This window comes from bacterium, assembly GCA_018814885.1.
GTDB lineage: Bacteria > Krumholzibacteriota > Krumholzibacteriia > LZORAL124-64-63 > LZORAL124-64-63 > JAHIYU01.
Genome location: JAHIYU010000152.1, coordinates 1 through 24,304 on the forward strand (window position 1 = coordinate 1; position 24,304 = coordinate 24,304).

Annotated in this window: 15 protein-coding genes; 3 read left to right on the top strand and 12 right to left on the bottom strand. The window is 67.7% G+C overall.

Annotated elements, in window-relative coordinates:
• Nucleotides 1–43 precede the first annotated feature (43 nt).
• Nucleotides 44–337: an aspartyl/glutamyl-tRNA amidotransferase subunit C gene (locus KJ554_11645; GenBank protein MBU0742988.1), complete on the bottom strand. Its 294-nt coding sequence runs from the start codon at nt 335–337 to the stop codon at nt 44–46.
• 96 nt (nt 338–433) lie between these two features.
• On the opposite strand from KJ554_11645, the gene KJ554_11650 reads away from it, so the two are divergent.
• Nucleotides 434–2,434: a M1 family metallopeptidase gene (locus KJ554_11650; protein ID MBU0742989.1), complete on the top strand. Its 2,001-nt coding sequence runs from the start codon at nt 434–436 to the stop codon at nt 2,432–2,434.
• A 90-nt stretch (nt 2,435–2,524) separates the two neighbouring features.
• Nucleotides 2,525–5,050: a DUF2271 domain-containing protein gene (locus tag KJ554_11655; protein MBU0742990.1), complete on the top strand. Its 2,526-nt coding sequence runs from the start codon at nt 2,525–2,527 to the stop codon at nt 5,048–5,050.
• An 82-nt stretch (nt 5,051–5,132) separates the two neighbouring features.
• Here KJ554_11655 and KJ554_11660 read toward each other — a convergent pair whose 3' ends face one another.
• From KJ554_11660 to KJ554_11680, 5 genes are all read right to left on the bottom strand, one after another.
• Entirely contained in the window at nt 5,133–6,554 is a 1,422-nt protein-coding gene (locus KJ554_11660; GenBank protein ID MBU0742991.1) for a diguanylate cyclase, read from the bottom strand.
• Between the two features lie 149 nt (nt 6,555–6,703).
• On the bottom strand, nt 6,704–8,935 hold the full coding sequence (locus tag KJ554_11665) for a UvrD-helicase domain-containing protein (protein ID MBU0742992.1): 2,232 nt from the start codon (nt 8,933–8,935) through the stop codon (nt 6,704–6,706).
• A 22-nt stretch (nt 8,936–8,957) separates the two neighbouring features.
• A complete protein-coding gene (locus tag KJ554_11670) occupies nt 8,958–12,032 on the bottom strand; it encodes a BamA/TamA family outer membrane protein (protein MBU0742993.1) in 3,075 nt (1,024 codons plus the stop codon).
• 8 nt (nt 12,033–12,040) lie between these two features.
• Nucleotides 12,041–15,886, bottom strand: coding sequence for a translocation/assembly module TamB (locus tag KJ554_11675; protein ID MBU0742994.1), 3,846 nt, complete (start codon nt 15,884–15,886; stop codon nt 12,041–12,043).
• A gap of 11 nt (nt 15,887–15,897) precedes the next feature.
• The gene (locus tag KJ554_11680; protein MBU0742995.1) at nt 15,898–18,033 is read right to left on the bottom strand and encodes a BamA/TamA family outer membrane protein; all 2,136 of its coding nucleotides are present in this window, start codon (nt 18,031–18,033) and stop codon (nt 15,898–15,900) included.
• Nucleotides 18,034–18,113: 80 nt separating this feature from the next.
• On the opposite strand from KJ554_11680, the gene KJ554_11685 reads away from it, so the two are divergent.
• The gene (locus tag KJ554_11685) at nt 18,114–18,551 is read left to right on the top strand and encodes a hypothetical protein (protein ID MBU0742996.1); all 438 of its coding nucleotides are present in this window, start codon (nt 18,114–18,116) and stop codon (nt 18,549–18,551) included.
• A 14-nt stretch (nt 18,552–18,565) separates the two neighbouring features.
• On the opposite strand, the gene rseP is transcribed toward KJ554_11685, so the two are convergent.
• From rseP to pyrH, 6 genes are all read right to left on the bottom strand, one after another.
• Nucleotides 18,566–19,960 (bottom strand): RIP metalloprotease RseP, encoded by a 1,395-nt coding sequence (gene rseP, locus KJ554_11690; protein MBU0742997.1) that lies wholly within the window; start codon nt 19,958–19,960, stop codon nt 18,566–18,568.
• Nucleotides 19,961–19,990: 30 nt separating this feature from the next.
• The gene (gene dxr, locus KJ554_11695) at nt 19,991–21,181 is read right to left on the bottom strand and encodes a 1-deoxy-D-xylulose-5-phosphate reductoisomerase (protein ID MBU0742998.1); all 1,191 of its coding nucleotides are present in this window, start codon (nt 21,179–21,181) and stop codon (nt 19,991–19,993) included.
• Between the two features lie 77 nt (nt 21,182–21,258).
• Entirely contained in the window at nt 21,259–22,152 is an 894-nt protein-coding gene (locus KJ554_11700; protein MBU0742999.1) for a phosphatidate cytidylyltransferase, read from the bottom strand.
• Complete coding sequence (uppS, locus tag KJ554_11705) at nt 22,149–23,003, bottom strand: di-trans,poly-cis-decaprenylcistransferase (GenBank protein MBU0743000.1); 855 nt, start codon at nt 23,001–23,003, stop codon at nt 22,149–22,151. Before uppS ends, KJ554_11700 begins: the two co-directional genes overlap by 4 nt.
• 1 nt (nt 23,004) lies before the next feature.
• Nucleotides 23,005–23,553, bottom strand: coding sequence for a ribosome recycling factor (gene frr / locus KJ554_11710; protein ID MBU0743001.1), 549 nt, complete (start codon nt 23,551–23,553; stop codon nt 23,005–23,007).
• Nucleotides 23,550–24,293, bottom strand: a complete 744-nt coding sequence (gene pyrH / locus KJ554_11715; GenBank protein ID MBU0743002.1) for a UMP kinase — start codon at nt 24,291–24,293, stop codon at nt 23,550–23,552. Before pyrH ends, frr begins: the two co-directional genes overlap by 4 nt.
• Nucleotides 24,294–24,304 lie beyond the last annotated feature (11 nt).

Below are 24,304 nucleotides of genomic sequence, written 5' to 3' on the forward strand. Positions count from 1 at the left end.
AGCGCGGCCGCGGCCTCCAGCAGGGTCATGCGCCCCGGCCCGGTCATCGGCCGCCTCCCCGGCGCAGCGGCGGCACCAGGACGTACGTGCCGTCGGACGCGGCGGCGCCGGACAACGCGTCCCGCCTGGCCAGGGACGGACGCGGCCGATCCTCCCGCAGACGCCCCCCATTTCCGCCGGGCGTCGCTGCGGCCGGCGCGCATCCGTCGACGAAAGCCTCTAGCCTGTCCACGTACGCCACCATGTCGCGCAGGTCCCGCGACAGCGCCGCGCGCTCCGCCGGATCGCAGGTCAACCCGGCCAGCTCTTCGAGTCTGCGTATCAGATCGTCATCCACGGTCCCTGCGGCGTCCTTCGCTTGGGAGAGCTCCGGTTCTGGGCTATCATGACTGGAGGATACCCGATCGCCTCCCCCCCTGGAAGGGACGAGTCCTTGCGCAAACCAGCGGTGACAGCATCGCTCTGCCTGCTGGCCGCCCATGCCGCGGTCCAGGCCGCGTCGATTCCCTACCCGGAACCGGCGGCCTGGGAACATCCCCTGCCCGCCGCCTGGCTGCTGGACGACGCCGACGGGCGGCCGCGCGCCGACGACAGGGGATTCGACGTCGGCCACTACGACCTGGACCTGCGCATCGACCCCGAGGCGGAGACCGTGGCCGGCGCCGTGTCCGCCCGCGTCGCTTTCACCGGCGCCGCACCGCCGGACAGCGTGGTGCTGGACCTGGTCCCGTCGCTCGCGGTGGACGAGGTGCTGTGGGACGGCGCGAGCGCCGAATTCCTGCGCCGGGGCGAGGAGTTGCTGATCGTCACGCCGGAGACGGCCGCTGACACGGCCACGGTCCTCGTCCGTTATCACGGCTCGCCCCAGCCGCACGGCAACTACCGCGCGGGCATGCTCTTCCGCGTGCAGGGCGATTCGCCGGACGAACCCCTCGGCAGGACGGTCTTCACGATGAGCGAACCGTGGTCCGCCCACAGCTGGTGGCCGTGCAAGGATCATCCCGCCGACAAGGCGACCGTCACGGTCGCCGTCACCGCGCCGGACACCATGCGCGTGGTCGCCAACGGCGCGCTGATCGCGGAGAGCGGCGCCGGACCGGGCTGGCGCCGTTTCGTGTGGGACGCGCTGCATCCCATGTCCACCTACCTGGTCTGCGTGAACGTCTCGCGGTACGTGGAATGGGAGGAGAGCTGCGCGGCCGCCGCCGGGGCCTTGCCGCTGACCTTCCACGTCTATCCCGTCGACGAGGAGGCCGCCGCGCTCGATTTCGCGCCGGTCTGCGAGATGATCAACTTCGTCGAGGCGCTCTGCGGCCCCTACCCCTTCCCCGGCGAACGCTACGGGCAGGTCGCCATCAAGTGGGGCGGCGCCATGGAACACCAGACCTGCACCAGCCTCGGCCGTTTCCTCTTCACGGGCGACGGGCGATACGCCAACGTCCTCGTGCACGAGCTGTCCCACCAGTGGTTCGGCGATCTTATCACTCCCGCGGACTGGCCCGACATCTGGCTGAACGAGGGCTTCGCCACCTACTTCGAGGCCCTGTGGCTGGAGCAGAAGGCGGGGCGGGAGGCCTATCTCGAGAAGATGCGGGCCATCGGACCAGAGCGTCATCCCGACCTGTTCACCGGCGACGGCCCGCTGACCGACCCGGATCCCATCCTGCCCAACCTGCTGGTCTACCACAAGGGCGCCTGGGTGCTGCACATGCTGCGGGGATTCATCGGCGACGAGGTCTTCTTCCGCTTCCTGCGCGGCTACGTCACGGATCCGACGCGCGCCTACGGACAGGTCACGACCGCGGACCTGCTCGACGCCGCGTCGGCGGCCGCCGGGTACGACGTCTCGCCGCTGCTGCGCCCGTGGCTCGAGACCGCGGCGGCGCCGCAGCTCGACTGGTGGGTCGACAGCGTCCCGCTGTCCGGCGGCCTGCAGCGTCACACCCTGCACCTGGAGCAGGTACAGCCGACGATCTTCACCCTGGTGCTGCCGGTGCGCCTCGAGGGCGCGGCGGGCCGGCTCGAGGACCGGATCGTGCTCGACGCCGCGCGGACCGATTTCCACTGGGACCTGGCCGGCGACCTCGACGACCTCCGGCTGGATCCCGAGGGGTGGGTGCTCTTCGCCGCCGCACGGATCCCGCCCCCGGCCGTGACGCTCGATCCCCCGCGGCCCAACCCGGCGGACGGCGACGGCGCTCGGCTCACCTACCGCGTCAACCGCGGCGGACCGGTGAGGATCACCCTGCACGACGTCCGCGGGCGCGAACTCGGCGGCTGGGACCTGGGCGTGATGACGGCTCGCGACGAGCCCTACCGGTGGCACTGGCAGGGGCGGGACGGGCGAGGCCGCCCCGTAGCGTCCGGGACGTACTGGCTGGCGGTCTGGACGCAGGGGCAGCGGGCCAGCCGGAAGATCGCTATCATCCGCTAGAAACGTCTGCAAGAGTTAGTTGTTTGTCCATATTCTGTTAGTATCGAGCGGATATATGCCCCTCGCCCAGGTCATTCGAGAGGGGAAACGATGAAACTCTCTATAGTCATCGTCTTGCTAGCCGGTTCGCTGTCGATCGCCCTCGGCGGCCAATGGGACGACCGTTTCTTCATGACCGGGTTCGATGGTCCCGCGCGGGCTATCTGTGCCTACGCCGACGGCTACGTCCTGGGCGGCGACTTCGCCTATGCGGGCGATGTCCACGTGGATCATATCGCCTACTTCGACGGCCAGGAGTGGCACCCCCTGGGCGACGGGTTGAACGGCAGTGTCCGTGACATCGTGGTCTGGAATGGAGATCTCATCGCCGCCGGGGTATTCACCGCGTCTGGCGATACGGAGGTCGCTTACGTTGCACGATGGGACGGGACCGCCTGGGAACCCGTCGGCAACGGTCCCGGCTACGGCATCAACGCCGTATGCGTCTATGCAGGAACACTCCATGCCGGGAGTTCCCGCTGGAACGGCTCGGCATGGGTGCAGCACTTTCATGCCAACTCCCACGTGAACGATCTGATGGAGAGCCACGGTTCGTTGGTGGCGACCGGTTCGTTCTCCGTGGCCGGCGGCCAGCCGTCGCACGGGATTGCCGTCTGGGACGGCGAGACGTTCACCAATCCCGACCTGCCCTATATCGACACGCTCCTGGATGCGACCGTCGCCGATGGACAGGCCTACGTTCTCTACAGGACCGACGACGGCAGCAATGATGTCATCAGCTGGGACGGCGCGCAGTGGTTCCACGTCTGCACGGCTCCGGAGCTTTACAGAGGTGTTTACACGCACATCACGGCGGGCGCCGACTGGATCGCCGTGGCGGGCCTTACCGGCAGTTGGGAGGGCACCAATCTATCCGCGCTTTTCACGCGTTGGGATGGGACGACATGGACAGGTCTCGGCCTGGGCTCATTCCGCTGCCCCGAGGCGGCCATGTCGCTCGGAGACGATATCTGGTTCGGCGGGTGGGATTTCAGAGCCGTGGGCGTCGCGAGTCGCGGTGCCATACACTTCGATGCTGGCAATTGGCACGCGCCCACGAGAATCGGCCAGGGCATGGACGGCGTCGCCCGCACCTTCGAAAACTACGAGGGCCGCATGTTCGTGGGCGGCACGTTCTCTGTTACGGGTGGCGTACCCGCCCTGAAGTGCAGCTCCTGGGACGGGGCTTCCTGGAGACCGGAAGACGACTACAGGATGACTTTCTTCCCGATGAACGGAGACAGCTACGTCACGCATCTGCTCGTGCGCGATTATTTCGAGATCATCGGCGAGTACGGCGGGGGGAACGGCACTTTCGCCGGCTTCAGGGGCGATGACGAGTGGTGGTTCGTGATGATCGAAGGAGACCCCAGAGACGTCTACTCGCCGGACATCCCTCATGATCTGAGAATCGACAACACCGGGTCCGCTTACCGCGTGATGTCTTGGGCCGACCAGCAGTGGCACGACATCTCGGGGTTCGGCAGCGGGACAGGCAAAGCGATCGTTCGTTTCGGGGACGAGATCTACATCGGCGGAGATTTCGACACCCTTGGCGAGTTGCCGGTGGATAATATCGCCTTCTGGAACGGTTCGGCCTGGCAAAACCCGGGCGGCGGCCTGCCGGGCAGGGTCAGGGCCTTGTGTGCTTACAACGGGATGGTGATCGCCGGCGGCGAGTTCGGATCGGACATCCCGCTCACTCCCGCCTATATCGCAGCCTGGGACGGCACCGGCTGGCTGGATCTGGAGGCTGACCTGGATGGCCCCGTCACCTGCCTGCTCGCCGCAGAAGACAGATTATATGTCGGTGGCGAGTTCACGCAGGCCGGCGGCCAGCAGGCTGAACATATCACCAGCTATGACGGTCATTGGTCGTCGCTGGATGGCGGCCTGTCGGGCACGCCGGACGCGCTGCATTGGTACGACGGTGCGCTGTACATCTCGGGGGACTTCGATCGCGCGGGAGGCGTGCCTGCGGCCGGGATCGCGCGCTGGGCCGAAGAAGTCGTCGCCAATGAGTTGGTATCTTTCACCATCACGCGGCGCGGAGCTGCGGCCGAGCTGGCCTGGGAGTTTCCTGCGTCGTCGATCACACCGACGGTGAAGATCCATCGTGCCGTGGCACAAGCTCCCCCGCTGTGCCTCGCGGAAATATGCTGTCAAGCGACGGTGAACACCTGGACCGACATTTCTCCTCCTTGCCGAGCAGCAATCTACACGATCAGCGCGACCAGCATAGATGGTATCGATCGTTGCATCGCCACCGCATGGCTGGCGCCCCTCCCCAACACGACGACATCGGCAATCCTGTACCCGGTTCGACCCAATCCCAGCAATCCGATCGTCACGGTCGCTTTCGAGGTGCTCCGGGGTGGCAAAACATGGCTTACCGTGCATGATCTAAGGGGTCGCTTCGTCGCGACTCTGAGCGAAGGCGTCTTACATCCTGGCAGGCATACGGCGATCTGGGACGGCGCAGACGACCAGGGGAAAGACGCACCCTCCTGCATCTATGTCCTGAGATTGCGCAACGGGGACGAGGTCGCATCCAGGAAGCTGATGCTGGCCCGCTGATGTGCATATCCCGGCCGCAAGGTCGAACGGGAAGCCCATCCAGGGCTTCCCGTCCACGGAGTTCCCGACAGTGGGGCGGCTGTCACGGCACCGCGCAGGTCGCAGGTCGCAGGTCCCCAGGGGGGGCGCCGGGCTGCGTCCAGGATTCCTCCGCCGAGTAGACCACTCGGTTGCGGCCACCCTCCTTCGCCGTGTACAGGGCGTCGTCCGCCTTCCTGACCAGGTCCTCCTCCAACCTGATGCGCTCGGGATGATAATTCGCCAGGCCGACGCTGACGGTGACGCGGATGCTCCGGTCGCCGTCCTCGACCGCGCAGGCTTCCACCTCGCTGCGGATCCGTTCGCCGACGGCTTTCGCATCCGACGCGGTGGCGCCGGGCAACACCACCAGGAACTCCTCGCCGCCGTAGCGGATGATCACGTCGCTCTCGCGCAGCACGCCGCGCGCGGCTTTCGTCACGGCGACGAGCACGCGGTCGCCGGCCAGGTGACCATACGTGTCGTTGACCTTCTTGAAGTGGTCGATATCGAACATGGCCACGCCGAGCTTCGTCCCGTCGCGCTCCGCGCGCAGGAACTCGTCGCGCAGCCGTTGCATGCCCAGGCGACGGTTGTAGACGCCCGTCAGGGGATCCAGGGCGGCGATCTTCTGCAGCGTGGTGTGGGTGATGGCGTTGTTGAGCGCCAGCCCCATGCCCTTGGTGAAGAGATCGAGGATCCACATGGAATCCTTGCCGAACATGGTGTCCGACGCGAGCACCACCGCGCCCAGGGCTTTCATCTCGTAAGTGATGGGCTGGACGATGACCTGTCGCGGCTTGAAGTCGCCCACCACGGCGTCGATGGAGATGCTCTTGGGCACGCGCACCGTCTGCATCTGCCCCGTCTCCATGGTGCGGAGCACGCGGTCGTTGCCCAGGATGCTGTCCGTGTCGCTGAACCCGAAGTTGGCGAGGGTCCGCAGTTCGCCTTCGATCATAGCGACCAGGCAGCCCGAGCCCGCTTCCGTCTGCCGCAGCAGCAGATCGACCGCCACCGACGCCAGCTCCCCCAGTTCGAGCTTGCTGGAAAGGGTCTCCGTCTGCTGGGTCGAGGCTTCCTCCAGCTTGTGCGCATGGGTCAGCTGCTTGACCAGCTCGTTGAAGGTCTCGGCCATCTGGCCGATCTCGTCGTCCGAAGCGATCGTCAGCGAGCATGTCTCGGGCGTGCACATGGACCAGTCCTTGGTGAAGGACGCCTCGCGAACGTCTTCGCAGACTTCGCGCATGCGTGTCACCACGCCGTGCAACTCGGGTCGGATCAGGCGCGCGGCCAGGCGGTGGCCGGCGTAACCCGCGGCCGCCCCGGCCGCCACGGTGGCCAGGAAAGTGGTCCAGCGCAGGGCGTGAACGGCGGGCACCCCCATCGCCAGCATCAGGATGGGGAAGACGGTGCCCATGGACAGGCCGGCGATGATCATCCAGACGGCGAGATCCCCGAAGATCGATTCCTTGAAGCGGCGCATGGATCGTCTTTCCTTTGCAGGAAGCCTGATGTCGAACCGAACGTGGTCCCGGTATCGTCTCGGGGTTTTCCCCACTTGAGAGGGGATTACCGGAAAACGCCTTATTTTTACGGTTGGTGAAATCCGACAGTCGGGAATACCCTTCGCAACTATCGGTCCAGGGGGCGGATCCTGGCGAACCTGGCCAGGAAATGACGGCGCTCGCCGTCGGGGAAGTCGATGCTGAGCTTGAGGTTGTCACCACCGCCCTCCACCCGGACCACGGTGCCGACACCCAGCGTCGGGTGGGTGACAAGCTGACCCGGGTGGAAGATCACCACCTCCTGGGATGCCTCCTGGTTCCAGTCGACCGGTGTCGCGCCGGCCCACATCGCGGGATGGCGTACACGGGCCGCCCCGTCCGGCGCTTGCGCGCGGCCGCCGAAGAGTTCGGCCAGCGAGGTACCAGCGACGGGCTCCTCTCCCACGCGCTCGATCAACGCGTCGGGGATCTCGCCGAGAAAACGCGAGGGCAGGCAGAGTTCGCGCTGACCGAAGCGGCGCCGCATGCGCGTGTGCAGCAGGTGGATCCGGCGCTGCGCCCGTGTCAGCGCCACGTAGAAGAGGCGCCGCTCCTCCTCCAGGGCGTCCTCGTCGTCCAGGTTAGAGGCGTGGGGCATGAGGCGCTCCTCCACGCCGGCCACGATGACCACGGGAAACTCCAGCCCCTTGGCCGCGTGGACGGTCATCAGGCGCACCACGCCCTCGTCGTCCCTGATGGTGTCCGCATCGGCCACCAGGGCGGTCTGTGCGAGGAACTGGCCCAGGTCGCCGCCGTCGCTGGCCTCGTGGAAGGCGTAGGCGCCGTTGACGAGCTCGGCGACGTTCTCGTTGCGGGCGGACGCCGTGAGGGGATCGTCGCGCTCCAGGTGGCGCACGAAATCGACGTCCTCGATCACGCGCTCCACCAGCTCCGGGACGGAGAGACCCGCGAGCATCGCCCGCCAGCCGGTGACCATCTCGAAAAAGGCCCGGATGCGTTCGCAGGCGGGACGGTTGAGATCCTGCTCCAGCAGATGAGGCCGGGCCGCCGCCTCGCCCAGGGTGCATCCCTCGCGTTCGGCCAGGGCGAGCAGCCGGGCGGCCGAGGCGTCGCCGATGCGCCGCCTGGGCACGTTGAGCACCCTCAGGGCGGCGAGCGCGTCGTGGGGATTGTTGACCAGCTTCAGGTAGGCGAGCACGTCGCGCACTTCGCGACGTTCGTAGAAGGCCGTGGCACCGACTATCTGGTAGGGGACATTCGCCAGACGCAGCGAATCCTCCAGGGCGCGGCTCTGCGCGTTGGTCCGGTAGAGCACCGTCACATCGCCGCGACGCCGCCCGCGCCCGATCTCCTCCCGCACGATCTCCACCAGGCGCGCCGCCTCGTCCTCCTCGTCCCCGAGCAGTTCCTCGCGCAGCGGGTCGCCGGCCGCGCCTGCGGTCCAGAGGTTCTTGCCCTTGCGGCGCAGGTTGTGGGCGATGGCGGCGTTGGCGGCGTCGAGGATCATGCCGGTGCTGCGGTAGTTCTGTTCGAGACGCACCAGCCGCGTGCCCGGGAAGTACTGCTCGAAATCGAGCATGTTCTCGATGCGGGCCCCGCGCCACGAGTAGATCGACTGGTCGTCGTCGCCCACGGCGAAAATGTTGCCGTGCACCGAGGACAGGGCCTTGACGAGGATGAGCTGCAGGGAGTTGGTGTCCTGGAACTCGTCCACCAGCACGTGACGGAAGCGGGACGCGTACTTCTCGCGCACCGCGTCGTGCTCCTCCAGCAGATGCACCGTCTTGAGGATCAGGTCGTCGAAATCGCAGGCGTTGCTGTCCCGCAGCCCCTGCTCGTAGGCGGCGTACACGGACGCCGCCTTCTCCTCGCGGAAGTCGGCGGCTTCGCGGCCGGCGCTCTCGGGTGGAAGGTCCTCGTTCTTCCAGCGGCTGATCACCGTGCGCAGCATGTTCGGGGCATACTGCTTGACGTCCACGCCCGCAGCGGCGGCCACCTTGCGGATCAGCCGCGTGCTGTCGTCGGTGTCGTAGATCGAAAACGACGGATCCAGGCCTATCGCGGCGCCGTCGCTGCGCAGGATGCGCACGCCGGTCGCGTGGAAGGTGCCGATCCACCCGGGCGCGCGGCCTTCTCCCACCAGCCCGTCCACGCGCTCGCGCATCTCGCGGGCGGCCTTGTTCGTGAAGGTGAACGCCAGGATCTCCCAGGGATCGCAGCGCCGCTGCGCCAGCAGCCAGGCGATCCGGGTGGTGAGCACGCGCGTCTTGCCGGTGCCCGCGCCGGCGACCACGAGCAACGGTCCGTCCGGCGCCGTCACGGCCTCGCATTGACGTTCGTTGAGGGTGGTCAGGTCCATCCGGTGTTCGTCCAAACGCAGCTCAGAATTCCGGGCCTATGCTGAAGTGGAACTCGGTCCGTCCCGCGTCGCGCAGGTCGGTGCGGCGGCCCCAGTCGAATTTCAGGGGGATGAAGCCGAGGCGGGTTCTTATACCAATTCCGTAGGCTCCACGCAAGTCCCTCATGCCCCAGCGTCCCGTCGCGTCGTCGCCGAAGGGCCGGAAGCGGTCGGTCCAGGCCGCGCCGGCGTCGAAGAACAGCGTGGCGCCGATGGGGCCGAAGCCCCATCGCGTCGGCCAGCCGAAGATGAGCGCGTCCAGCAGGGGCAGACGGTACTCGAGGTTCATCAGGGCGATCTTCGGGCCCGCCAGATGCGAGATGTCCTGGTAATCGTAGAAGTCGTAGCCGCGCAGCGTGAACGGGCCACCCAGGACGAAGGCGCGCGCGTCGTCGCCGAAGCTGCCGGCGCCCATCAGGCGCAGGGCGAAGCTGTTGCGTCGCCAGGGCAGCCAGTAGTGCCGGTAGTCGAAGACGGCCGTCCGGCGCGAGAGCGTGTTCCCTCCCACCGGGAGCGAGGGCGCGAACTGCACCAGCAGGCGACCGCCGGTCACCGGCCCGTAATCGCCGTAGAAGGCGCTGTCGTGCACGAAGGTCAGCATGGGTTGCAGCAGGCGGTACGTCCGCTTGTCGGCCTCGGCCAGGTAGATCCCGGTGGGATCGAGGCGGTAGCTGGTCTGCTCGGAGGCGAGGGCCTGCAATTCCAGGCTGACGCGCCGGAAGGTGCTGAAGGGGTAAGCGGCGAAGGCGTAGAGGCCGTAATTGCGCTCGCTGAAGAAGGTATCGTGGGGCAGGACCTCGCCCACGCTGGTCAGCACCGTGTTGTAGTAGTTCTTGTAGTGGAACAGTCCGGCGCCCAGATCGATCCGGCGCTTGAGGAAGGCGTAGGACGCGGCGAGATCGCTGTCGCTGAACGAGCCGTAGACGTTCACCAGGAAGGACATGCGGTGGTCGCCGAGCAGGTCGCTGAGATGGATCTCGTTGGCCATGGCCAGCCCGGCCTGGGGCGAGAAGAAGACGGCTCCTCCCTGCAGCGCGCCGCTCATGTCCACCGAGAAGCGCGGATGGTACTCTCGCACTTCCCCCACCACGTCCGGATCGCGTGTGGGCGGCGGTCCGCCGACACGCCCGGCCGACGCCGGCGGAGAGAGCGGGATCGGTGCGGGCCGGCTGCCGCCGGGCTCCCGCTGCGACCACTCACCGTAGACGTCGGCACAGTAGATGTCCCAGCCGCCCCGGTGGAAGGCCCCGAAGACGAGTCGGTCGGCACCCGGGGCGTAGCTGGGCTGTGAAACGCCGCCGGCGACGTTGGTCAAAACGCGCACCGAGTCGACGTGGGCACCGGACGGCGAGAGTTGCAGGGCCGCCAGGTTGTCTATGCCGCGTTCGTCGGCCACCACGCAGAGGGAACGCCCGCCGGTCCAGACCGGGTCGCGCCAGGAGCCGGCACCGGGACGCAGGCTGCGGCGCTCGCCGCCGAAGGGATCCAGGAAAACCAGGTCGGAGGGTTGTTCGTGCCAAGCGGCGAGCGTGTCGTCATCCCCGCGGTAGCGGGCCCAGAGCAGCCGGCGCTCGCCGTCCGGATCTATCTCGAACTCGTAGATCACCTCCGCGCATGGATTGTGCGAGAAGGCGAGCAGGGCGCCGTCCGGCGACCAGGCCGGCGAAGCCTCGTCGCCGGCGTCGTCGGTGACGCGGATCAGGGCCGCCCCGCCGTCCAGTGCGCGCACGGCCAGGGGGCGCGTCACTCCCGGCGTCTCGCCGCGGCGGAGGTCCAGGAGGTAGAGGTCGGTGCGCCCGGCGATCGTGCCTACCAGCGCGATCCAGCGGCCGTCCGGCGACCAGGCCGGCGACGTGGCGCCGTCGAGCCCGAGACGCAGCGAGCGGGTCACCCGGCCCGAAGCCACGTCGATGGTGTGCAACGTCTCGGCGTTCCCGCTGCGGGCGACGAAGACCACCTCGCGGCCGTCGGGCGAGAAGCTGATGTCGCTCTGGAAGGCGCGCAGGCTCTCGAAACGATCCGCACGGTAGCCCTGGGCGAGGCGACGCAGCACCTTGCCGTCGAGTGCCGACATCAGGTAGAGGCTGACCAGCCCGTCGCGGTCGGAGAAGAAGGCGATGTGTTCCCCGTCCGGCGAGATGGCGGGCCGGTGATTGAAGCCGATCTTCTCCTCGACGTGATCGGTGAGTCGCCTCGCGGCCGTGTCGGGAGCCTCCAGATCGCCGTAGGCGGGCCAGTAGCGGCGGCGCATCTCGAGCTGGAACTCGCGGTCCAGATCCTCGCGGTCCAGGCCGAGAGAGTAGCTGACCGTCCGGTCCATGCTGCGCGAGCGCGCCAGGGTGCGCCACATCTCCACCAGCTTCTGCTCGTCGTACTGTTCCGAGATCATGCGCGCAGCAGCCTGGCCCTGCTTGTAGACCATGAATCCGCCGACCTGCGAGAGGGGCCAGAGGTAGTCGTTGGTCGTGGCGTCGCGGATGTACATGTCCGCCTCGGCGTCCCAGCCGCTGCTGTACCACTCGGCCACTCCTTCGGCGAACCACAGCGGTATGTTGAAGAAGGGCGAGCGTGGCATGGTGCGACGCGAACTGCCGAACACCATGTCGAACATGAAGACATGCACCATCTCGTGACGGATCACGTGCACGAAATCGGCGTGCGACCCCGCGTAGGGCAGCACCATGCGGTTGCGCACCGGTTCGGTGAAACCGCCGGTGCCCTCCCCCAGCATCTCGTCGGAGATGTTGGTCTGGGCGAAGGCGGTGTGAGAGGCGTAGAGGATGAACGGAATCCGGGTCTCCAGCTCGTGGTCCAGACGGTCCGCATATTCCCGGTAGGTCCGTTCGGCGACGATGCTGGCGCGGACCGCGAGCTCCTCGGCGTCCGAGGCGTGCGTGATCTCGAAGTGGGGCGTGACCAGCACCCGCCAGTCCACGTTCCGGGTCTGGACCTTGTTGCGCCCGAAGTAGTAGGCGTCGGCGGCACCTGGCGCCAGGCAGACGGCTGCGGCGAGCATCGTCGCCGCCAGGATCCTGCGTAGGCGGTGTCGTCGATTCATGGGTCCCCTCAGTACTCGAAGCGGTACTTCATGTCGATGCTGTAGGTGGTGTTGCCGAGCGCCTCGTCCAGCCGCCGGCTGATCTCCGACTGCAACAGCAGGTGGTTGGTGATCTGGTACTCGACCAGCACCTCGCGGTCCTGGTCCGTCACGGCCTGGGCGAACTTGACGTACAGGTCGCGCCCGATGTACTTGCCGACCCCGATCAGGGTCTGGGTCGTGCCGTCCTCGCGCACGCGCCCGCTCTCGATGTCGAAGGTGTCCACGAGATCGAGTTCGGCGGCCACCTCGCGCTCGAGCAGGTTGAAGCCGGCCGCCATGGTGCCCTGGCGGATGGCGGAGTTGGTCTGGGTGTCGGTGGCATGGGGGGACAGGCCCAGCAGCATGCGTTCGATGTTCGAGCGCGCATAGCCGCTCTCGGAGCTGAAGTCCACGACGGGGGTCATGGCCGAGCCGGTGACCTCGACCCAGATCTTCTCCAGGCGGCGCGTACCGCCGTCGCTCGCCGGCAGGCGGACGCTGGTCTCCGCGGTCATGTCTATCGTGGGGATCACCCCCACCTCCTGGCTGAAGTCCAGGTTTCCGCGGGTCACCTTGAAATCGTTGTTGAAGACGGGCAGGTGACCCCTGTCGATGGCCATGGTCCCGCGCAGGTACATGCCGTCCAGATCGCGGACCAGTCTCACGTCGCCGCCCAGGTCCAGCTCCATGGTGCGGTTGACGATCCGGCCGCTGCTGCGCGGTGCGCGCAGGTTGAGATCCGCCAGCCAATCGGGCGCCACGGTGCCGACGCGGGGATCGCTCAGGGACGGCTGCTCGGAAAAATCGCCCACGTAGCGGGCCTCGATCACCTCGAGGTTACCCGTGAACCTGGGCACGATGAGGCTGTCCGGACCGACCTTCACGCTGGTCAGCGCCACCTCGTCGCTGCGCACCAGGGCCCGCAATTCCGGGATCGACGCCACCAGGAAGCGGTCGGCGGAGAGCCGTACGTCGAATCCCTCTAGTTCGAGGCCGGCGAAGGTCATGGTGCCGCTGCCGGCCAGGACGCCGCGCTCGCCCTCGTGCCCGCGAATGTCCGTGAGGGTGAGGACGTCGCCCTGCCAGCTGCCGTCGCAGGATATGTCCCGGTAGACCTCGCTCAGGCCCCGTATGACGCACGAGGCGCCGCGCGCCTCGACGCTGCCTGAATAATAGGGATGCTCGGCCTTTCCCGAAACGACGAGATCCAGACCGCCCCGCCCCCCCGTCTCCACGAAGGCATTGCAGATGCGCGCCAGGTCCGTGAGGTCGGAGTCGCGCGGGATGCTCACACGCATGTAGAAGGGTCCGTCGAGGGGCGAGACCGGCTCGGTGTGCAGGTCCAGCTCCAGGGGGACCTCGATACGGCCGGTCAGGGCGAGGTTCCCCCGGTGGCCGCGCAGGCCGCCCAGGGTGAGCTGGCCATCGGCATAGCCCAACGACCCCCGCAGCTCGTCCAGATGCAGCCAGTGCACGTCGAACGGCGTGCTGGTGATCCCGCCCGCGATCACGGGCCGGTAGGTGGTGCCGCCGAGATCCAGGCTGCCGTCGAAGGTGCCCGCGATGCGGTCCAGGGACGGGATGCCGAACTGGTCGATGAACGCCCAGTCGCCGTCGGTGATGTCGAGATGCAGGACCAGTTCCGCCCCCGGCCAGAACTCCTCGGGGTCGACGCCGGAATGCGAGACGAGACCGGAGACCTCGACCCGGCCGAAGTCGCTGTGCAGATCGAGACTGCGGATGTCGAGGTTGTCGTCGTAGAAGAGGGCCGCGACGGTGAGGCTGTCGATCGTGGCCAGCGGCAGGACGCAGTCGTCGAGCCGGGCCTCGAGACCCAGGAGCGGCTCGTAGGGCGTGCCGCCGAGGGACAGGGTGGCGGTCAACTCGCCGTTCAGCGATGCGCCCGCGGTCAGGAAGGAGTTCACCAGGTCGAGATCGACATGGTCGAGGACGACCTCGCCGTCAAGGTTGTCGCCGGGCTCGTCCCAGACCGCGAAACCGTGCAGCGCCCCCCAGTCTGAGACCAGGGAAGCCTGCTCCAGCCTGAAGAAGCCGTCCCCCGTGCGGAAGCGGACGGCATCCGCCAGCTGCCAGCTGTTCCCCTCGAGCATGAACTCCAGCCGCGGCAGGTAATAGCTGGCGCCGTCGGGGCCGTACTCGACCTGGCCGCGGAAGCTGAGGGTCGTGTCTCCGTGCTGGGAGCGGAAGTGGTGCAGGACGGCAGCCTGCGAGGTCGCCACGCCTCCCGTCGTGAACGAGCCCAGCTCCACGCCCGCGCAGCGCAGCGAGCGCCCGGCCAGTTCCGCGGAGACCTCGGGCGCGCCCAGTATGTTCTCGACGGAGAGATCCGCGCGGACGTCGTCGATGCGCACGGGGCCGATCTCGCAGGACGCGATGGCGGCCACGCCCTCGAAGTCGTAGACGGGATCCTGGCCGGACAAGGTGCCCGAGACCTGCAGGGCGCCCTGCAACGTCGGTACGGGCCACGCGCGGGGCAGGGTGGCGAGATCGCCGGCCAGGATCTCCAGGCGCCCCAGGAACGCGCCGCTGGTGTCCGCGTACCCGGTGAGATGGGCCGTCTGTGCGGCGTGCCGGAGTTCGAGGCTGTGGAACGTCACGCCGGCTCCGTCCCCCTCCAAGGAGACGTGCACCGAGTCGAAGGGGACCCCGGCCAGGTGCCCCTCGCGCAGCCAGCCGCTGACGCGCGTCTGGTCGGTCCCGTCGCGACGCCACAGGTTCAGCCAACCCCAGCCGTCCGTCTCGGGCAGTGCCAGGTCCGGCACCAGGCCGCGGGCGAGATCCACGTCGGAAACGTCCCCGCGCAGCTGGAAGGAGACGTCCCGCGCGTCGTGCAGATCGAACGTGCCGGAGCCGCTGAACCAGGCGCCGTTGATGCGTCCCTCGAGGCGATCCCACGCCAGCACGTCGTCCGCGAGCAGGCAGGTGCCCTGCATCCCTTCCAGATCATAACCCTCGAACTCGCCCTGGAAGGAGATGTCCAGCCACAGGGAATCCGCCCGGGTGGACAGCTGCATCCGCGTGCCGCCGGCGGCGCTGAAGCCGAGGGTCGTGTCGATGAGTTCCTCGATCTCGTAGGTGGAGATGCCATCGGCGGCGATTCTCAACGAGAGATCGCCGTCATGGGTGCGGTGGCCGGAGGCCGTCACGGCGTGGTCGTTGAGCACGAACGAGATGTGCCGGGCGTCGATGCGGCGGCTGTCCACGGTCAACAGGCCGCGCAGGTCGCGGATCATGCTGTCCCGGCTCTCCCAGCGGAGATCGCCCCGCTGGCAGACCAGCGTCAGGGACGTATCCGCCTTGACGGTGCCTCGCCACCGGACTCCGTCCAAGGTCTCCTCGATGCGTCCTTGGGGTCCCGAAACCGTCATGGACGAGCCGTACACGTCGAGATCGTCGATGCGGAACCGCGGCAAGGTGAAGGGGCTTCCGGGCCTTATCTTCGCGGCGGGCTCGGGAGCGCCGCCACGTCGGGCCCGGCAGTCGGCACCGCTCACGACGACGCGGCGCAGGCGGAGCGGGCTCTGCAGGAGTTCGGAGAAACGGTAGTCCACCGACAGGGTGTCGATGCCGACATCGACGGCGGCCCCCCGCTCGCCCTGCAGGGAGAGGGTGACGTCGTAGAGCTGCAGCCCGGTGAGCACGTTGCCGGAGAAGCTGCCGATCCTGAGGTCGCCTTCGCTGTCCCGCAGGAGATGGCGTGTGGCCAGGCGGGCGAAGTAGGGCGTGAGCAGTTCGGGGTGGGCCGCGATCCAAAAGACCGCGCCGGTCACCAGCCCCAGGGCCAGCAGCAGCGTCCATCTCTTCCTGCTCATGCGCAGTCGCATCAGAACGGGAACCCCAGCGAAAAATGATAGATGGCCTTGTCCTCGATCTTGAAGTCCGATGCGTCATCGAACTCCGTGTTCGTGAGCCTCGCCCGTTTCAGGGGAAAGCCCACATCCAGGCGCACCGGCCCCACGGGTGTGTGGATGCGCACGCCGCAACCGACGCTGTATCGGTAGTCCCAGGTCCTGGTCGCGGAATCGTCGGCGGGATCGCGCGGGTGCGAGCGCCAGCGGAAACCGCGCAGCCGGATGTCCGACGCCCGCTCCCATACGTTGCCGCCGTCGACGAAGGCCACGCCGTCGACGCGCCACTGGCTGAATAGCGGCATGGGGAAGCGCCACTCCACGTTGGTAAGCAGCAGATAGTTTCCGCCGCGCGCCGGCTGATCGGACAGGGGGACGTCGCTGGCCAGCCGCAGGGAGTCGCGCACCGCCTGGTCCGTGATCTGGGGGCCCAGGCTGCGCTCCAGGTAGCCGCGCACGGTGGAGGCGCCCCCGGCGAAGAACCGCTCCTGGTAGGGCACGCCGTCGGCGCCCCGGTCCCGCGAACCGCCGTAGGGACGCACGGCGCCGGCGCTGACGCGCCAGGCCAGCACGCCGCCCAGCGGTGTCCCGTGGTAGGCGTGCAGGCCGGCGGCGATCTTCACGAAGGAATTGTCTCCGCCCAGGGGACCGCCGCCCACCTCCATCTGCATCGTGCGCAGAGTGCCGCGGTCCGGCCGCAGCGGGTTGTTGCGCCCCTCCTCGTAGAACGCCCAGCCGACCGACCGGGTGTCCGACGAGCGCAGTTCGCTGGCCTCGTAGGCTTCCCGCAGGGACTGCTTGGCGTCGGGGTGCAGGTTCGGATCGACTTCTTCCACACGCAGCTCGACGGTATTGATGACGTGGGGACCGCCCTGGAAACGCGTCCCGAACGAGAAGCCCTGCGACTCCAGATTGAGGCCCGATTCCCCGCGCGTCTCCTTGGCCAGGAACAGGTTCGTGTCGAGCAGGAATCTGCCGAACAGGCGTGGGTAGGTGTGCAGGATGTCGTACCTGTAGTTCAGTTCGGGGTCGACGCGGTTTGCGGACAGGCGCTGGACGTCCTCGTAGTTGAGATAGTTGCGCGTGCGCAGGCGCAGACGCTGGCCTGTCCCGAACAGGTTGTTGTGGCCCCAGGCGGCCAGCAGTCGGATCCGCTCCCGGCTGCCCACGCCCAGGCCGAACTCGAAGAACGCGGGGCTGCGTTCGACGACCTGCACGAGCAGATCCGCCGTGGCGGCCGTGGTATCGGTATTGGCCGGTATGAAGCTCACGTCGCGGAAGAGCGCGGTCTCGAGCAACTGGCGCTGCGACCGTTCCACCGCGCTCCAGCGGAAGATGTCGCCCTCGCGCACCCGCAGCTCCCTGGTGATCAACTCCAGGCGGCTACGTCTCTGCCCCTCGACGGTGATCTGGCCGATGGTGTAGGCCGATCCCGCGTCGATGCTGTAGACGAGCAGGGCGTCCCGGCGCTCCTGCGTCGCGGCGTCCCGGACGGTCAGCGACGGCAGGATGGACACGTCGAGGTGGCCATGCTCCCAGAAGCGGGTCCGCATGAGATAGATGTCCGCCCCCAGGGCGTTGAGATCCGCGGGCGCCGGCACGCCGGGCCTGTAGCGGAGCCCTTTGGCCAGCTCGCCGTGGGCGAGGGAGAAACCGCCCTCGAAACGGACGTCGCTCAGGTAGGTGCGCGGGCCCTCCACGATGGAGATGTGGATCACGTCGCCGCGCCCCTCGGGATCGACGCCTACGGAATCCAGCCCCACCGAGACCTGATGGAAACCCTGATGGCGGTAGTATCGCGAGAGCTGTTTCAGCTCCGCTTCGAGCAGGTGCGGCTGGTAGCGGGCCTTGCGGTCGGACAAGCCGATGATCATCAGCGGATGGAACCAGCGGGGCTCGCGGATCTTCATGAGGGCCTTGAGATCGTCGCCGGAGAAGGTCGTGTTGCCCCGTATGACGATCCTGTGGAGCAGGTGCTGCCCGAGGCCGTAGTCGAGTTCGCTGACGGCGCCGGCGGTGCGCGGCACCCCGCCGAGGCAGCAGAAAGCCGCGAGACCCACGAGGATCGCGCGTGCACCGAAGAGCTTCCGCTGTAGTTGTATCTTGTCCATCTCGCGACTAGAGTGTAGGAACTACTTGTGATCCGATCCGTTCCCTGCCTCGTTCCCGGCAGCATATCACGGAGAAGCAGATGTCCGTCAGCATGAAAACCCCGTTGCGTCGCACCCTGACCTTGACGGCCTGGCTCGTGCCCGCGCTCCTGCTCGTCGGCTGCCGTGATGCGCAGCACCCCCTGCGCCTGGCCGATCTCACGCCGGCGGAGGAAATGTACATCACGCGTTTCGTGACCCTGGAGCGGGCCAGAGCGGTCGCGCTCGTCGATCGTGAGGCGGGCGACGCCCTGCTGGACTCGCTGGCGGCGTCCTGGGGAGACAGCTCGCTGGTCGAGACCCGGGCGGCCCTGCCCGTCGACGCGAGCCGCCTGGAGAAGATCCACACGCTGCTGGCGACGATCCTGGACGCGGAGGAGGACTCCCTGCTCGCGGCGCCCGAGGCTCGGCGCCTGCACGTACCCGTGCCCGACCCGCCGCCCGCGGCGCTCCCTGCGGACGCGTCCGCAGGGGAGTGAGGATCGCACCCGGGTCAATGGCCCGGTATCACCTTCAGCACATCGACGACGATCACGAAGGTCATGAACAGCAGCAGCATGATCAGGCCCACCTGGGTGGCGATGGCCTGCACGCGTTCGTGCACCTGGCGACGGAAGACCATCTCGAGCAGGATGAAGACCGCGTGGCCCCCGTCGAGCACGGGGATGGGCAGCAGATTCAGCAGGAAGAGATTCACCGAGAAGAAGGCTATGAACTGCATCAGGTGGCCGAAGCTCCAGCGCAACATCTCCCCGGCCACCTGGCCGATGCGGATGGGGCCGCCCACGGCATCCAGGCCCAGGCGCCCCAGGAAGAAGTTGCCGAGCACGTTGACGGTCGACAGGATGGTGCCCGTGGTCGCCCGGTAGCCGATGCGCAGCCCCTCGGCAAAGCTCACGGAACGCGACCGGTAGAGCCTGTCGAAGAAGATGCGGCCGATGGTCGAATCGGGCAGGATCTCGGCCGGTTCCGGCACGACCGACGCCTCCTGTATCCGCCCGTCGCGCTCCCAGCGCACCTCGACCGTCTCGCCGGCCTTGCCGTTGATCACCCTGGCGATGGCGCCGAAGGAATGGACTTCCTGCCCGTCCAGCGCGAGGATGCGGTCGCCGCTGCGCAAGCCGATCCGCTCGGCCGGCCCGCCCTTCTGCACGAGCCCGACGATGTTGTCCATGGGTTCGAGGCCGAGGTACCAGCCGTTCTCCTCGCGGCGGGGCGTGAGGCTGAGTTCCAGGACGCGGCCCGCGCGCTCGACCGTGAACGGGACGCTGCGGGGATCGGGAGCGTCCGGCGTCCCGACAGCGGTCAGGCCCAGGGTCACGTCGCTCCAGATCTCGACGTCCCGGCCCGCGACGGTGAGGATCCTGTCGCCGAGCTGCAGGCCGGCGGCGGCGGCGGGAGACCCCTCCTCCACGCCGCCGATCGTGGTGACCGGTATGACCAGCATGCCGGAGGTCCAGACTATGGACGTGTAGATCAGGAAGGCCAGCAGCAGGTTGGCCACGGGACCGGCCATCACGACGGCCAGACGTTGCCAGGCCGGACGGCTGCGGAAATGCCTTTCGGGCGGGATGGGATCGTCGCGCAGGGCGGCGGCCCGGTCGCCCTCGGCGGTGCCGATGGGGTACTGGTGGCCCTCGCCCGTGCCCGTGTCCTGTATCTCCTCGAGCACCCCCTCGCCGGCCATCTTCACGTAGCCGCCGAAGGGGACCACCGACAGGGCGTATTCGGTCTCGCCGTAACGCTTGTGCAGGATCTTGGGTCCGAAGCCGATGGAGAAGGTCTTGACGTAGATGCCGGTCCACTTGCAGACGGAGAAATGTCCCAGCTCGTGGATGATGATCACGATGCCCAGGGTCAGCACGAAGGCGACGACAGTCGATATCACGTTTCTGCTCCGTCTGGATGAGGCCTGGTGTCAATCGCCGAAGAGATCGGCGATCAGCCGGACCGCCACGCGCCGGGCCGCCCGGTCCGCGGCGAGCACGCTCTCGAGATCGGCGACGGGACCCGCCGGCAAGGCTGCCAGGGCGCCCTCGATCACGCTGGCAATATCGGCATAGGCGAGCCGATCGTCCAGCAGGGCCGCCACGGCTTCCTCATTGGCGGCGTTGAGCGTGATGGTCGCGCTGCCCCCCGCTTCCCCCGCCTCGCGTGCCAGTCCGAGACACGGGAAGCGCGCCAGGTCCGGGGTGGCGAAATCCAAGCGCCCCAGTCCCGCCAGGTCGATGCGAGCGGTCTCGAGATCGAGGTGCCGCTCGCCGGCCAGGGCGTAGAGCAGGGGCACGCGCATGTCCGGCGCACCCAGCTGGGCCATGACCGCCCCATCCCGGAAGACCGCAAGCGAATGGACGATGGAACCGGGATGAACCAAGACATCGAGACGCGGATAAGGCAGACCGAAGAGCACGTGCGCCTCGATGACCTCCAGCCCCTTGTTCATCAGGGTGGCCGAATCCACCGTGATCTTGGGACCCATGGCCCAGGTCGGATGATTCAGGACCTGGTCGCGCGTCACGCGCGCCATGTCGTCGAGGGACATGTCGCGGAACGGGCCGCCCGAGGCGGTGAGGATCAGTTTCTCGATCTCCGCGGCCTCGCGGCCGACCAGGCACTGGGCCAGGGCCGAATGCTCCGAGTCGACCGGGACGATCTCCGCCCCGCCCGCCTCCGCGGCCTCGCGAACCAGCGGCCCGCCGACCACCAGGGATTCCTTGTTGGCCAGGGCGATGCGACGGCCCGCGCGCGCCGCCGCCAGGGTCGGTTCGAGCCCCACCGCGCCCACCAGGCCGTTCACCACGCAATGCGCGTCGGGCAACGTGGCGAGGACCTGCAACCCCTCCCCGCCGGGCGGCGCCAAGCGTCGGCCCAGAAGCGGATCGTCGCCGGCCAGACGGTGGGCCGCCTCGCCGGCGACCGCCACGACCGGTGCGGACGCAGCGCCCGCACGCTCCAGCCTCTCCACCAGGCGGCCCAGTTCCGCCACGCGTCCGCCGGCCGACAGACCGAGCACCCGGAACCTGTCGGGGTGACGTTCCACCAGTTCGACGACCTGGGTGCCGATGGAACCGGTGGCGCCGAGCAGCACGAGACCCACGGGTTCGGGCAATCGCCGCGGCACGCCTCCCAGGCGGTACAGGGGTTCGCAGGCCTGGACTGGACTGGTCACAGACGATCCTCCGGGGACTATCCTCGGTACTCGGTCAGACGAACGATCACGAAGTAGACGAAGGGAGCGGTGAAAAGCACAGAATCCATGCGGTCGAGCACGCCGCCGTGACCGGGCAGAAGCCCCGCCGTGTCCTTGATGCCCGCATCCCTCTTCAGCAGCGACTCCACGAGATCCCCGGCCTGGGCCAGCACCGACCCGGCCAGGCCGATGAGCGCCCCCTGCGCCAGGGAGATGAACGGCGCGAAGGTCGCTGAAGCCGTGACGCCCGCCGCGACGGCTCCCAGCACGCCTCCGAGGGCGCCCTCCAGGGATTTCCGGGGACTGACCCGCTCGAGCAGCGGGCGGGAACCCACGGCGACCCCCACCAGGTAGGCGAAGGTGTCGCATGCCCAGGTGATCGCGGCCATGAGCCCCAGGGCCCGCAAGCCCAGGTCGTAACCCGCTCCCGGGGGTGACGGCAATTCGCGCAGCTGCACGATGAAACTGCCCAGCCACCCCACATACAAAGCTCCGAGTATCGTATTCCCCGTTATTACAATAGGATGGCGAATTTCCCTACGAAACAACTCGACGATCATGACGAGCACGATCGCCACCGCCAGGACCAGCGGCAGATGGGAGCCGCTGCTCGCGCCGGCCCAGGCACACGCCAGGCCGACGGCCAGGCTCAACGGCTTGCAGGGTCCGTAGCCCTTCGCGGCGGTCATCGCGGTGAATTCGCGCAAACCCTGCAGGATCAGCACGCCGATCAGCATGCGGAAGACGAGGCCGCCCCGGAGCGCCGCCAGGACCAGCAGGGGGACGCCGACGAGAATCACCAGCACGCGCGGCACGATGTTGGCGCGCACGAAGCGCCGCCACGGCGTCTCTCGATCCGCTTGTCCGGGATCCTGTCGCAGGGAGTTCACGACCTGACCTTCAACATCTTCTTCCAGCGGGCGGGATCGAAGATGGAGCGACCGCCACCTTCCCCCTCGCCGCCGCCCTCGCCGTTCACGTCTCCGAAGCGCCGCTCCCGGCCCTGGAAATCCGCGATCGCCTCGAGCAGATCCTTTTCGCCGAAGTCAGGCCAGTAAACGGGAGTGAAGTAGATCTCGGAATAAGCCGTCTGCCAGATGAGAAAATTGCTGAGCCGGTACTCGCCGCTGGTGCGGATTACAAGGTCCGGGTCGGGAATGTCCGGGGCGTATAGTCCGCTGCGGAACACGTCTTCGTCGATGGCGGCGGGGTCCAGCTCCCCCGCGGCGACGCGGCGGGCCAGGATCGCGCAGGCCCGCAGGATCTCGGTGCGCCCGCCATAGGCCAGCGCCAGGTTCAGGGTCAGGCCGGTGTTGCCGGACAGGGCGACGATCGTGCTTGCCAGGGCTTCGCGCGCGCGTTCCGGGATGATGTCCAACTCGCCGCTGGCGACCAGGCGAACGTTCTTGCGGGCCAGCTCATCGCGCTCGGCCGCGAGGGCTTCCTCGAGAAAGCCCCAGAGGGCGCCGACCTCGGCCTGGGGACGCTTCCAGTTTTCCTGCGAGAACGTGTAGAGTGTGAGATAATCGACGCCGAGGCGTCCGCAGGCTTCGAGGGTCTGGCGCACCGCATGGCGGCCCGCGCGATGCCCGGCGATGCGGGGCAAGCGCCGACGCCTGGCCCAGCGGCCGTTGCCGTCCATGATCACGGCCACGTGACGAGGAACGCCGCCGCGGCGTTTCACCTCATCCCGCAGTCCGTCCAGCGGGGCGGCGTCGGTATTGTCCGTTCCGGAGGACATCCTAGATCTCCATGATCTCCGCTTCCTTGCGCTTGATGATCGTATCGATCTCGTCGCAGAAGCGGTCGGTCAGTTTCTGGATCTCGTCGCGCGAGTCATGCTGCTCGTCCTCGGTGAGATCGTCGTCCTTCTTGATCTGATCGTTCACCTGCTGGCGGGCCTTGCGGACGGCTATCTTGCCCTGCTCGCCGTACTCGCGGACGGTCTTGCTGAGGTCGCGGCGCCGATCCTCGGTCAGCTCGGGGATGGGCACGCGGATCAGCACGCCGTCACTGTTGGGGTTGAGACCCAGATCGGCGGCGCGGATCGACTTCTCGATGTCCCTGAGCACGCTGCGGTCGAAAGGCGCGATGGTCAGCAGTCGGGGCTCTGGCGCGCCCACGTTGGCCAGTTGCTTCAGTGGTGTCATCGTGCCGTAGTATTCGACGCGAACCGAGTCCAGCAGGGCGGGAGACGCCTTGCCCGTGCGTATGGTCGTCAGCCGGAGAGCAAGCTTCTCGACGGCTTCGGCCATTTCCAGCTCGGCTTCCTGGGTGTGATCGTTCGTCATGGCTTCGGCTCCTTGGCTACCCGGGTGCCGGCTATTTCACCGTTCAACAGGCGCATGATGTTGCGGGGATCGGAGATATCGAAGACCTCTATGGGAACGCCATTCTCCTTGCAGAGGGTGATGGCGGTCAGGTCCATCACGCCCAGTCGCCGGTCGAGGACCTCGTCGTAGGTGAGAAAATCGAACCGCACGGCGTCCGTGTGCTGCAGCGGATCCTTGTCGTAGACGCCGTCTACCTGGGTCCCCTTGAGCAGCACGTCGGCCTCGATCTCCACGGCGCGCAGGGCGGCGGCGGTGTCGGTGGTGAAGAAGGGATTGCCGGTGCCGCCGCCGAAGATCAGCACGGTGCCGGACTTGAACAGCGGCAGGGCCAGGTCGAGGGAGAAAGAGCGCGACAGCGGGGGGACCTCGCGCGGCGACAGGATGACCGAGCGGGCGCCTTCCGCGCGCAGGTAATCGCGGAGCACGGTGGCGTTCATCAAAGTGGCCAGCATGCCCACGTGGTCTGCCGTGACGCGGTTGAGCACGTCCAGGTTGGCGGAACGGGCGCGGAAGAGATTGCCGCCGCCGACCACGATCCCGATCTCGATACCCTCGCCCGCGATCCGGCTGATGTGCTGCGCCAGGCCGCTCAGGCGCTGGTGATCGAAAGGGCCCTCGTCGGAGCCGAGGCTCTCGCCGCTGAGCTTGAGCAGGATACGTGAATAGCGCGTGGCCACGCCGGCTCCCTTCACGGGCATTGCAAACCTGA